Origin of the sequence: Pseudidiomarina sp. WS423, from assembly GCF_050750165.1 — a bacterium.
GTDB classification, from domain to species: domain Bacteria; phylum Pseudomonadota; class Gammaproteobacteria; order Enterobacterales; family Alteromonadaceae; genus Pseudidiomarina; species Pseudidiomarina fusca.
In genome coordinates, this window is record NZ_JBOJLN010000010.1 from 62,371 (window position 1) to 73,915 (window position 11,545).

Annotated in this window: 9 protein-coding genes; 2 read left to right on the top strand and 7 right to left on the bottom strand. The window is 49.7% G+C overall.

The window, feature by feature from the left end; genetic code table 11:
• Window positions 1–3: 3 nt before the first annotated feature.
• Window positions 4–1,668, bottom strand: a complete 1,665-nt coding sequence (locus ACQ661_RS09385) for an isovaleryl-CoA dehydrogenase (RefSeq protein WP_431668208.1) — start codon at window positions 1,666–1,668, stop codon at window positions 4–6.
• Window positions 1,669–1,690: 22 nt separating this feature from the next.
• A complete protein-coding gene (locus ACQ661_RS09390) occupies window positions 1,691–2,431 on the bottom strand; it encodes a TetR/AcrR family transcriptional regulator (RefSeq protein WP_431668209.1) in 741 nt (246 codons plus the stop codon).
• A gap of 239 nt (window positions 2,432–2,670) precedes the next feature.
• Between ACQ661_RS09390 and ACQ661_RS09395 the strand changes: the two genes are divergently transcribed.
• Window positions 2,671–6,795 (top strand): S8 family serine peptidase, encoded by a 4,125-nt coding sequence (locus ACQ661_RS09395; RefSeq protein ID WP_431668210.1) that lies wholly within the window; start codon window positions 2,671–2,673, stop codon window positions 6,793–6,795.
• A gap of 67 nt (window positions 6,796–6,862) precedes the next feature.
• On the opposite strand, the gene ACQ661_RS09400 is transcribed toward ACQ661_RS09395, so the two are convergent.
• The 4 genes from ACQ661_RS09400 to ACQ661_RS09415 all read right to left on the bottom strand — a co-directional run bounded on the left by ACQ661_RS09400 (window position 6,863) and on the right by ACQ661_RS09415 (window position 10,482).
• Window positions 6,863–8,041: a vWA domain-containing protein gene (locus tag ACQ661_RS09400; RefSeq protein WP_431668211.1), complete on the bottom strand. Its 1,179-nt coding sequence runs from the start codon at window positions 8,039–8,041 to the stop codon at window positions 6,863–6,865.
• A complete protein-coding gene (locus ACQ661_RS09405; RefSeq protein ID WP_313932379.1) occupies window positions 8,041–8,874 on the bottom strand; it encodes an AAA family ATPase in 834 nt (277 codons plus the stop codon). The genes ACQ661_RS09400 and ACQ661_RS09405 overlap by 1 nt, the downstream gene beginning before the upstream one ends.
• 1 nt (window position 8,875) lies before the next feature.
• A complete protein-coding gene (locus tag ACQ661_RS09410; protein ID WP_313932378.1) occupies window positions 8,876–9,268 on the bottom strand; it encodes a DUF6746 family protein in 393 nt (130 codons plus the stop codon).
• A gap of 107 nt (window positions 9,269–9,375) precedes the next feature.
• Entirely contained in the window at window positions 9,376–10,482 is a 1,107-nt protein-coding gene (locus ACQ661_RS09415; RefSeq protein ID WP_431668212.1) for a DUF3080 family protein, read from the bottom strand.
• Between the two features lie 113 nt (window positions 10,483–10,595).
• On the opposite strand from ACQ661_RS09415, the gene ACQ661_RS09420 reads away from it, so the two are divergent.
• The gene (locus tag ACQ661_RS09420; RefSeq protein ID WP_110076894.1) at window positions 10,596–11,198 is read left to right on the top strand and encodes a riboflavin synthase subunit alpha; all 603 of its coding nucleotides are present in this window, start codon (window positions 10,596–10,598) and stop codon (window positions 11,196–11,198) included.
• Window positions 11,199–11,230: 32 nt separating this feature from the next.
• On the opposite strand, the gene ACQ661_RS09425 is transcribed toward ACQ661_RS09420, so the two are convergent.
• A complete protein-coding gene (locus ACQ661_RS09425) occupies window positions 11,231–11,440 on the bottom strand; it encodes a CPXCG motif-containing cysteine-rich protein (protein ID WP_110076893.1) in 210 nt (69 codons plus the stop codon).
• Window positions 11,441–11,545 lie beyond the last annotated feature (105 nt).

Below are 11,545 nucleotides of genomic sequence, written 5' to 3' on the forward strand. Positions count from 1 at the left end.
TCCTTAAAACGCGCGGTTAATGATTGAGTTAAGATCGAGCCCACTGGGCAGACAGCCGTAATTGGCATGACTGCGGGCAACCAGACGTGCAGCGATAAAAGCATCAGCTAGGGTATTGGGGGCGTGTTGTAAGAGCAGGGCCGCCTGCAAGGCAAGCGCCATGTGGTCGGCAAAGTAACGTGCATGGTAGGGCCATTGCTGTTGCGGCGTTTGTTTGAAATTGCGTTGTAGTTCAGCGACAAATTCATCAAAGCGTCGGTCACAGCCGCTCGCTCGCTGCAGTTCGTTAAAATAGGCCTCGAGTACTTGTGGTTCTTTTGCTATGGCGCGCAGAATATCCAGACATTGCACGTTTCCGCTGCCCTCCCAAATGGCGTTAACCGGGGCCTCTCGATACAAGCGCGGCATGATGGTGTTTTCCATAACGCCCATACCACCGATAACCTCCATGGCTTCGTAAGCATGATTAGGGGTGCGTTTACAAATCCAATACTTACCTATGGGAGTAGCAATACGGGCCAACAGCCGCTCGTGTTCTTGATCTTGTTGGTCCATGGAGCGAGCCATGCGCAGGGTAAGTGTCATCGCAGCTTCGCTTTCTAGAGCTAAATCGGCTAACACATTCTGCATTAAGGGTTGATCACAGAGGAGGGCACCAAAGGCTTGGCGATGACGGGCATGATGAATGGCTTGTACGGTTGCTTGACGCATTCCAGAACTAGAACCAATCATGCAATCGTAACGAGTCATGGCCACCATCTCGATGATAGTGGGCACGCCGCGGCCCGGCTCACCTACCATCCAGCCAAGTGCACCGCGCAGCTCACACTCGCTGGAAGCGTTGGCAATATTGCCCATTTTGTTTTTCAGTTGCTGGATCTGCAGCGCGTTTTTACTGCCATCAGGGCGCCAACGGGGCACTAAAAAGCAGGACAGGCCGGCTGGCGTTTGCGCAAGGACTAAGAAGGCATCACTCATAGGAGCAGATACAAACCACTTATGGCCCACCAGTTCATAGGCTTCGCCGGCACCTTCCGTACCTACCGCATAGGCTTGGGTGCTGTTGCTACGTACGTCAGAACCACCTTGTTTTTCGGTCATCGCCATGCCGATGGTTAGGCCTAATTTTTGCCCATCAGGTAGGTTTCGGCCGTCGTAGATGGTGCTGGTAATTTTGGGTGCGAATTGCGCAAACAAGTTGGGTTGATGGCGCAAGGCTGGTAGGGCGGCAAAGGTCATGGTTATCGGGCAACCGTGGGCAGCTTCCACTTGGGTGTGCAAATAATACTTGGCGGCTCGGGCGACGTGGGCACCAGGCTTCGGGTCAGTCCATGGGCTTGCATGTAAGCCTTCGCTGATAGCAATGTCCATCAACTGGTGATAGCTAGGATGAAAATCGATGTGATCGATACGGTGGCCAAAGCGGTCGTGGGTAAGTAGTTGTGGCTTATTTGCATTGGCGTGAAAGCCCAATGCAATGCGTTCGGGCAGACCGCACTCTGCACCAAACCGGGCTAAGTCTTGTTGCGCCCACGCGCCGCCTTCGCGGTTAACTGCTTCTTGAAGGGCGCTATCTTCTGCATAAAGATTATAGTCTTCTAAAGCTGGGGGTTGGTTTTCTACTTGGTGGGTATTGCTTAGATAAGTAGGGTCGCGTTCGGCTGGCATGATGGTTGTCCTGTGTTGATCGTTATTTATGAGTTATTGATGATGCGAGATGGGCTGACGGCCATGGGCGGGCGCTGATGGCCTGCATACAAAAAGCAACGCTGGTTTGCACCGCGGCATGAGCATCAAGTTGTTCGGTTTTGGCCAGCGGCCCAATTAAAGCTTCAGCTATAGCTCCTACCAACGCTCGACTACTCAAGCTGCTGTCTTGCGCAGGGAGTTCGCCCGTAGCTACGCCTTGCTCGATGGCGTTGGCAAAGAGTTGAGCGTAGCGTTCACGGTAATGTAAACGTGCCGCAACGACTGCTGGAGCTACCGGTTCAGCGATAAGGGCCCAGGCGGTGATAGGTGCACGTAAGGCACGTTTAGCAAAAGTGCTTAGGGCAGCAGCTATGCGTTCACTGGCAGTATCTGTGGTACTGCTAAGGTGTTGTTCCACTTGCGCGATTTCGATATCGGTAGCATGGGCAAAGAGCACCGTGCAGAGATCTTCTTTTGAGGGAAAGTAACGATACAAGGTACCGGTAGCTAAGCCACACCGATTGGCTAATGCGGCCATTTGCAATCCGCTGAAGCCCACTTCGTTAAGCATTGCTAGTGCATGGCTTACGATGGTGCTGTGGGTTGCTTGTTTGCGTTCACGTATTTTACTGGTTTCGCGGTAGGCCATAGTGGTTGCTCGTTGTTTGTTGCTCGTTATTTGTTCGTAGTTGCTCGGGTGTACGACCGTGTCACTCAATACAAGAAGTGAATCATGATTCATTTTTTAGATCAAGGTTTATTTGCAAAGCGATTGTGTCTGAAAATCAGCCAGATATAGCATTTATCTCTTTACGCTATTAAAAGTTAGTTGAAAAAATGTTGAAAGTGATAACATTTGCGTCTATATTTCACTCACTTTATCTGTAGCTAAATGCGTACATACCTATGGGGCAAATCACTCACTTAGGTGCACACTAAGCTGCAATGAGTTTTAACAACACCAGTACAGGGATAATAACTATGGATAGAAGTACCTATCGAATGGGCGGTTTAGCTCGTTCCCTTAAACTGATTTTAACCGGGGTTGCAGCTGCTACCGTGCTTACTGCATGTGGTGGCTCTGATGATCCTGAGCCTATTACTCCGCCACCACCTCCGCCGCCACCGCCAGCAAGTTACACGGTAACTGCTGAAGCCGGTGAGGGAGGAAGCGTGGCGCCAACCGAACAAGAAGTAGAGTCTGGCGAGCAAGCATCGATTGAGGTGACTGCTGATACGGGTTATGACATTGATGGCGTAACCGGATGTGGCGGTGATTTAGCTGGTACGACTTACACCACCGGTGCAATTACTGAAGACTGTACCGTCACCGCAAGTTTTATTAAAAAGACGTACACAGTTACCACAGATGTAACTGAGGGCGGTAGTTGGTCACCAACTGAAGCGATTGTTGAACACGGTGATAGCACCTCGTTTGTGCTGACCTGGGACCCGGTGGATTATCGTATTTTAACCACCGAGGGCTGTGAAGGTAGTTTTGCTGATGACACTTATACTACCGGGCCGATTACCGCTGCGTGTGTGGTACAAGCGCAATTACAGTTTAACGAAGCACCGCAGTGTGATGCAGGTGATGACACCGACGCGAATGCCGGTGATCGGGTCAGTATTGAAGGGACTGGCTCAGACGATATGGAGATTGTGAGCTGGTTATGGGAGCAGATAAGTGGTCCTGAGGTGGTGATTCTTGATCCCGCTAGCCCAACCCTTGAGTTTGATGCCCCTGACGTGACCGAGGTCACTACGTTGGTATTTCGGTTAACAGTTACGGATAACGAAGGCAAAACTGCTACGGATGAAGTGACAGTTACGCTGTATCCGGTGTATCCGGAACTTACTGGTGTCGCTATGTTTGCTGGCGATGCTCGTGCCGTAGGTAGCACAGTAACCGTCTATTTAGACAGCAGCGAAGATCTGCGTTCTATCAACTGGCAGGTAACTAAGCGTGCTGATGCAAGCGCGGTTGATTTTACTGCTATCAACGACAACGCAGCCATTGAATTCAATGTCGATGATGTAGGCTTGTATGATGTAGTGGCTACCTCGCACAGTGGTGATAGCATGCAGTCGATGGCGGTACTGACTTCTAGTGTGCCGGCACCAGACCCCGCCGCGTTAGAAAACTACGATGGCACCACAGCATTAGATGAAGTGGTGGCGGTGGTACTGAACCAATCGTGGGTGGTGAGTGATACGCTCACGGAAGCTGAGCTTACCGCGCTTATTACCAGCGATTACAGCACCCTTAACCCGGTTGCTTATGATGCAACGCAGGGCCTATTGGTGCAGTACGATGCGGATTCTATTTTGGTACGCGAGCAGTTAGAAATGCTTAAGTTGCAGCCGAATATCGCATCTGTCAATCAGCGTGTGCATGTGGGTGTGAATGCTGAAATCAGCTTCAGTACCGCATTACCTGATGATGGTGACACTTGGGCTGATGGCGGCAGTAACTGGCACCTAGAAACCGAGCAAGGGGCAAACTTTGTCGAGGCTTGGAATACGGTTACCGGTAACGAAAACGTGCAAATTGCTGTGGTTGATGGTGGGTTTTATGCCGAGCATGAAGAGCTGCAAGGTCGTTATAGCCACTTGTTGACGGCGAGCCAGTCAGCGCATGGCAACGGCACCGCTGGTGCGATTGTCGGGGCTAGCAACAATGGCGTGGGTGTTACTGGTATCAATCACAGTTCGCAAGCAGTGTTAGCGCGCTGGGGCGTGCAGTCGTACGCTGAAGCTTTGGCGCAAGATGATGCCAATGATCTTCGTAAAATTAAGGTGGTGAATAACTCATGGGGTCCGATGGGGAATAACTCCAGCTCGATAAGCATGGGTATTTACTTCAGCCGTAGTTATCGCCAATTAGCCTTAGCTCATCAAGATGTATTGCACGTATGGGCTGCCGGTAATGACGGGCGCTCAGCAACTTATCAAAATGGTGCCTTGCATTTAAATAACAACGGTAGCTACTCGCCTTTGAGTAATATCATGGTGGTTGCGGCCCATGGCAGCGACGGCTTGTTGTTGCCTTACAGTAACTATGGCACCAGCGTAGATATTGCAGCTCCTAGTGAGTATCTCGGGGTAGGTGCAGTTAACGCAGGTGTGTCTGAATACTATGCCAGCGAAGACGATAGTTATGGCAGTTGTTACAGCGGCGGCTTTAATGGTACCTCGGCTGCGTCGCCAGTAGTGGCTGGTGCTGCTTCGTTAATTTACAGCATGTATCCGGGCTTTACCCCAGCTGAAGTGAAGCAGATCTTGGTCGACAGTGCTGATACTTATGTTACTCAGCGTCATGCCAATGCTGCGAGCTGTAATGGCGTGCCAGAAACGGTTGAATTACCTAGCCCGATTCCGGTATTGAATGTGGCTAACGCGGTGGCGATGGCGCAAGACATCATCAATAGTAAAGTGACTATTAGCCACTACATGGTGAATCCGTTTATGAATCAAGTGCAGTTTATTATGACTAGCATTGATAACAACTTAGCGGTGCAGTCTTTTGATTGGCAGTTAGAGAGCTTATCTGCTGAGCAAAACTGGTCTGTGACGGATTCAGGTACCGGTGATGTGGGTATTTTTGCGGGAATGTTTGATGGCGATGCGCAGGAGCATCGGTTAACGGTTAACGTTGAGCTGTATGATCCGCAAAGCGATACCATCGTGAATGCGAGCCGTAGCTATACCTTTAGCCTAGCGCAAGTATTCATCAATACTCGTGATACGGTCAACCTGAACGCCATTGGTGGTGCTGAGTTGCAGATAGCTAACGAAGCTGGTCAATTGTATAGCTTTACCGGTTATTCATCTGAAAGTGGTATTACCCCAGCATGGTTGAAGCCGGGTAGCTATTCGGTTTATGCCGAGGCAACGGATTATCAGAGCAGCGCGGTGAGCTTTACCGCAACGACTGATGAGCCGCAAACGATTTACCTCAATATGACGACACTAGATGCCGGTTCGGTGGGCTCTATTAGCGGCCGTGTGGTGAATCAAAATGATGAGCCGGTAGCAGGCGCGTCAGTACGTATCTCTGGTGGTGAGCTCACTAATGGCTACTTTGCTTCGGCGGTAACCAATAGTGCCGGTGAGTATGTGATTTCTAACATCTCCAAAGTATCGAGCACTGGCCAACCGATTGAGAGCTTTACCATGGAAGCGACAGCATCGATGCATACCACAGTGGTACGTGACGAAGTGATCGTATTGGCAGGCTTAGATCGGGTAGAAAACTTCCGTTTGAACGAGCTGGAAGAGTCTGAAGAAGTTATTTTTGCAGATAGCTTTGAAAATGGCCCCGGCGAATGGTCTGCAGTAGGTATGTGGCACTTGGAATCAATGACGGGGAATAGCTTGTACAACCTGTTGGTTGATGAAGGGTATGTGCTGTTTGCTCCAGATGAAGTTGCTGACCATGCATATCTGCCACAGGCTTATGATGGCGATTACGTGTGGTGGTACGGCAAAGCCGATACAGGTACCTTTATTGGTGAGCAAGCCAGCTCAGATACGCTGTTAAGTGGTGGTCGCTCTACGTCAAGTAATATGGGTATGCTAACCTCACCGGTGATTGACTTGAGTAATACCAACCAGCCGATGTTAGATCTACAAAGCTGGTGGGAAATCGAGTCAGTGAATCCTAATAGTAGTGGTTTTGATTTGCTACGGATTCAGGTGTCGATGAACGGTGATAATTTTGTCACGGTGCGTACGTTAAATCCGTATGTTGATCCGAATGATACGCAACGCGCTGCTAAGCCGTTCTCATCAGCGGGCTACAATCGTAAACCGGTGTGGACCAACGAACTGTTAGACTTATCGGCGTACGCAGGTTCGCAGATTCAGATCCGCTTCCAGTTCGCAACGATAGACCATTTATACAATGGCTTCCGTGGTTGGGTGATTGACCATGTGCGGGTGGTTGACCGCTATAGTGAAGTGGTGGATCCGTCGATTGCGAGTGGTCGCGTTGAGCATCCAGATTCAGCTGAGTTGTTACAGCAATTACGGCAGCCGCAATGGCAGCCAGAGCAGGCGCAACAAGCACCTGTGCGAGACTCTATGGATGGAGTGCAGCGGTAATACCCGTCATTAAGTGAGTTAAAACCGCTTGTAGCTTTGGCTATGAGCGGTTTTTTTATGGGGTCTTTTAGCCTTTTTGTAGCAACCTGCTCATGGCTGTGGTTAAGCCATCTAAGGTGAGTGGAAACATACGGTGCCCCATGAGTTCGTTCATCATGTCGATAGACGCGTAATAATGCCAGTGCTGTTGTGGCTGGGGATTAAGCCAAACCGCATGCTGGTACTGCCCCAGTAATCTTTGCATCCAAACTGAACCAGGCTCTTCGTTCCAGTGCTCGACACTCCCCCCCGGATAAGCGATTTCGTAGGGCCCCATGGTGGCATCGCCGACAAAAATCAGTTTGTAGTCGCGGCCGTATTTATTGATAAGCTCTTTCGTGGGCGTTTTTTCGGTAAAACGGCGGCTGTTATGTTGCCACACATGCTCATACACGCAGTTATGAAAGTAATAAAATTCGAGGTGTTTAAATTCGCTGCGGGCAGCGCTAAAAAGCTGTTCACATTCATAGATATAGTCATCCATAGAGCCACCGACATCAAACAAGATCAACACTTTGATGGCGTTGTGACGTTCCGCCTGCCATTGCAAATCAAGTAATCCGCCTTTTTGCGAGGTGGCTCGAATGGTGTTGTTAAGGTCTAGTTCAGTGGCTGCGCCGGAGCGAGCAAACTTGCGTAATTTGCGCAGGGCGAGCTGCAGATGGCGCTGGGTGAGTTGTTGGCCACCATCGAGATCTTTAAATTCGCGCTGATCCCACACTTTGACTGCGCGTCGTGCATTGCTGCGGTCTTGGCCGACTCGAATACCTTCAGGGTTATAGCCGTATGCGCCAAACGGTGAGGTGCCACCGGTGCCAATCCATTTGTTGCCACCAGCATGGCGCTTTTGTTGTTCGGCTAAGCGCTCGCGGAAGGTTTTAAGGAGTTCATCTAGGCCGCCCAAAGCTTGAAGTTTAGCTTTATCTTCGTCACTGAGCTGGCGCTGCAGAGCCTGCTCTAGCCATTCAGGCGGAATGCTAGCAGCAAGATCAACCTGCTCAACGCCGGTAAAATATTCAGCGAAGGCTTGGTCAAACTTATCGTATTGGCTTTCGTCTTTAACGAGCACCAGCCTTGCTAGCCTATAGAAGTCATCGACGTTAGCAAAGATCACACCGCGCTCTAACGCAGCCAATAGATCTAATAGCTCGGTAATACTGGTGCTAAGCCCATGTTTACGCAGGTAGTAAAAAAACTCTATTAGCATTAGCGCTGGCGACGCGCCATAAAGGCGAGTTTCTCAACCAGTTGCACATCTTGCTCGTTTTTTAACAAGGCACCGAACAGCGGCATCAGGCCGGTATTCTGTTGTAAGTCAGCGGGCTGGATTTGTTCCGCAAGCAAGAGTTTTAGCCAGTCGATAAGTTCCGACGTGGATGGCTTTTTCTTCAGATTTGGCACTTGGCGCAAGTCAAAGAAAACCTCGAGTGCGGTACTCAACAACTGTTGTCGAATGTCTGGAAAGTGAACCTGCACGATTTGCGCTAAGGTGTCTGCATCTGGAAATTTGATGTAGTGAAAAAAACAGCGTCGCAGAAAGGCATCTGGAAGCTCTTTTTCGTTGTTGGAGGTGATGATAACAATAGGGCGCTGTTGAGCTCTGATTTGCTCGCCCGTCTCATACACATGAAACTCCATTTGATCCAGTTCATGTAAGAGATCGTTGGGAAACTCGATGTCCGCCTTGTCGATTTCATCGATCAACAATACCGGTCGGGTGGTGGCGCTAAAAGCCTGCCAGAGTTTGCCCGGTTTAATGTAATTGGCAATATCGTGCACTTTGTCGCTGCCCAACTGACTATCACGCAAGCGCGATACAGCATCGTATTCGTACAGACCTTGCTGAGCTTTGGTGGTGGATTTTATTTGCCAACGAATCAGTGGTACGCCCAAACTGGCGGCTAATTCTTCCGCCAGTCGGGTTTTACCAGTGCCAGGTTCGCCTTTGAGTAAGAGCGGTTTTTCTAAAGTTACTGCGGCGTTTACGGCTAGGCCGAGATCATCGGCAACAATATAATTACTGGTACTGGTAAAGCTCATGTTAGTCCACTATTTTTCCTGAAGTTTGCAGGTATTGTTTACCGTTTTTCTTCACTTTGTCAAAGTCCATGTGCTCTGAGCCTTTGTGAACTTCCTCTAGCACGTCTTGTAAATCATCAACTTCGGTCTCTAGACGTTGCAGTGCAACTTCGAGGGTGTAGGTTAATTGATGAATTTCACCCATTTTTTGAGGCGTTAACTCACCGTTAAGTACTTCGGCTAATTTTTTATTGTATTCGCGCAAGTTATCTAAGGCTTGCTCAAGGTTTTCTGATGGCTTGCCTTTAAAGTGGTCGGGACGGTCATCGCTAGCTTGGCTAGCTGGTGCAAAAGCTACGCCGCTGGCAAGGATAACGGCAATAGAGGCGCTGGTTAATTGTTTAAAAAGGGTCATGAATAAGCTCCTGGGTAGACTGAGTGACAACTTAAGCCAAATGCTTAATGAGAATCGTTCTCATAAAATACTCTAATTTGTCATGGCTGCCAAGTGTTTTACTTGAGTTATGTCCCCGGGGTAAAACCACAATCACTGAAGAACTGTTGCCAATAACGCACATGATTACGGGTGGTATCGGTGAGTTGATCAGGTAATGCGTTGATTTGTCGCAGGTGGGTTAACCACGCTTGCGGTGCCTCGGGTGAGGCCAATAGGGTTAATAGCGGAGCTACTTGCTGAGCTTGGCGAATTAGGCCGGCAAAATGCTGCTGCACAGGGCCACTGAAATATTGCACAAAAACATTGCGTAATACTAGGGCCCGACTGGGGGTGCCGGCACTTAGGCAACCGGCTGCGGCACTCAAGTCTTGTACTAATGGCGTTAGCTGCTGCAGGTATTGTTGCTGATCATACAAAGCGCGCCACAGTTGGCTTAAGTAAGGGGACTGTTCGAGGAGCTGCAATGCCTGCTCTAGCTCGTCCAGCGCCACCGGGGCTATCGATAACTCGCTTTGCTGCTCTTGATTGAATGCCGCATTGGGCGCTGGTAAGGGCGCATTTAACAGTAGGTAGACTTGTTGTAAGGCGGTTAAAAGCGGCGCGAGTTGGGCAGGGTCGACCTTGGCTAAAGGACGATCTGCTAGGCGTAAACTTTGCCGTATACTAGGGTCACTTACCAAGGCTTGGAGCTTGAGTTGGGTCATATTGGCAGCTTTGTTGCGGCTTAGGTCGCTCACCTTTTGCGCTAATTCAAGCTGACCTTGTTGTTCTAGCTGAGCGGCACAGATATAAAGCGCTTGCAGCAGCTGATAATCATGATAGTAGCGCACTAAGCCCTGTTGTAATTTGCCTAAACTGCTGTTGCGCTCAGCGATTAGACTGCCCGCTTGGCATTGATCTAAACGTATCGCATCCAGCAACGACAGACTCTGGCTTGGTACTTCGATGCGAAGCTCGCGCAAGGGCGGCAGTTGCCAGGTGGGCGCTGCTAGCACGGGTGCTGGTAATGGGCTCTTGAGGGTATTAGCGACCCGCTGCCGGTAATCAGCTACTTGCTCTAATCCAACGGGTGCCGGGTTACAGGCTGCCAGTAGCAGCAAGGTTGCTAGCCACACCCATGTGCGATAGCGGCAGGTTAAGCAACGTTGGTTAGGATGCTGCGGCTGAGTCATAGGGTTCCTGTTTGTTGGTGATCTGCGCTCAGTGGTACTCGTACTTTACGTGGCACTTCATCATTATTGTGGTTACAATATTTTACCTGAGATTCAGCAAAACGAGACCTCTTATGTTCACCGGAATAGTACAAACCCAAGCGCAAGTGGCCAAATTACAGGACCGTGACAACTTTCGTCAACTTACCCTAAGTGTAGCCCCTGAGTATCTGCAGCAGGTGGCACTAGGTGCCAGTATTGCGATTAATGGTTGTTGTTTAACGGTGGTGAGTTTCACCGAGACCACAGTAAGTTTTGATATTATTGATGAAACCTTGCGCTTAACCAATCTCGGCGCACTCTGCGTGGGTGACAAGGTTAACTTTGAGCGTAGTTTGAAGGTGGGCGATGAAATGGGCGGCCATTACGTCTCGGGCCATATTCATGGGGTGGGGCGCATTGTTGAGCGGCAACAGAGCCCTGATAACCTAGCTTTGTGGATTGAGTTTGCGCCTGAATTTGCGCCTTACGTTTTGCCCAAGGGCTTTATCAGTGTCAATGGTGCAAGCTTGACCGTAGGGCAAGTGGTGGGCAATACATTTTCTTTGCATTTAATTCCGGAAACCTTGCGGCTTACTAATTTGGCAGACGCAGACCAGGTTAACCTTGAGTTTGACCAACAAACCATGACCATTGTAAACACAGTCGAGCGAGTTTTAGCGCAGCGCGGGCATTAGTCTATGGCAGCTGACGAGCGAGTGATTAAAACTCAGTAGAAATTTTCGTCATCGCTGGCCACGCGGACAATTATTTTATCCGCTACCTCATCTATCTTCACTATCAAATGAATATCTGAACCGCATGCAGCGCACTCATCGAGGTAGTCTTGAGCACCTTCTGAGGGGTCGATACTAACGTGGATTCGGTGTCCGCAGTGAGGGCAGCGGAGGCCGGCATCGTAGAGTTTATCAGCGTTCATACTTACTTCCTTGCAGTGACTTGAGTCACTTTAGTATGGCTGATTCTGCGAAAATTTCCTGCTGCTGACTACGTAAAATTTTTTAGTCGATGGCTCAACGAGTTA

Coding starts and splice junctions, on each gene's coding strand:
- ACQ661_RS09425 (WP_110076893.1), bottom strand. CDS start 11,440: ATGAACGCTGATAAACTCTACGATGCCGGCCTCCGCTGCCCTCACTGC.
- ACQ661_RS09420 (WP_110076894.1), top strand. CDS start 10,596: ATGTTCACCGGAATAGTACAAACCCAAGCGCAAGTGGCCAAATTACAG.
- ACQ661_RS09415 (WP_431668212.1), bottom strand. CDS start 10,482: ATGACTCAGCCGCAGCATCCTAACCAACGTTGCTTAACCTGCCGCTAT.
- ACQ661_RS09400 (WP_431668211.1), bottom strand. CDS start 8,041: ATGCTAATAGAGTTTTTTTACTACCTGCGTAAACATGGGCTTAGCACC.
- ACQ661_RS09390 (WP_431668209.1), bottom strand. CDS start 2,431: ATGAATCATGATTCACTTCTTGTATTGAGTGACACGGTCGTACACCCG.
- ACQ661_RS09405 (WP_313932379.1), bottom strand. CDS start 8,874: ATGAGCTTTACCAGTACCAGTAATTATATTGTTGCCGATGATCTCGGC.
- ACQ661_RS09395 (WP_431668210.1), top strand. CDS start 2,671: ATGGATAGAAGTACCTATCGAATGGGCGGTTTAGCTCGTTCCCTTAAA.
- ACQ661_RS09410 (WP_313932378.1), bottom strand. CDS start 9,268: ATGACCCTTTTTAAACAATTAACCAGCGCCTCTATTGCCGTTATCCTT.
- ACQ661_RS09385 (WP_431668208.1), bottom strand. CDS start 1,668: ATGCCAGCCGAACGCGACCCTACTTATCTAAGCAATACCCACCAAGTA.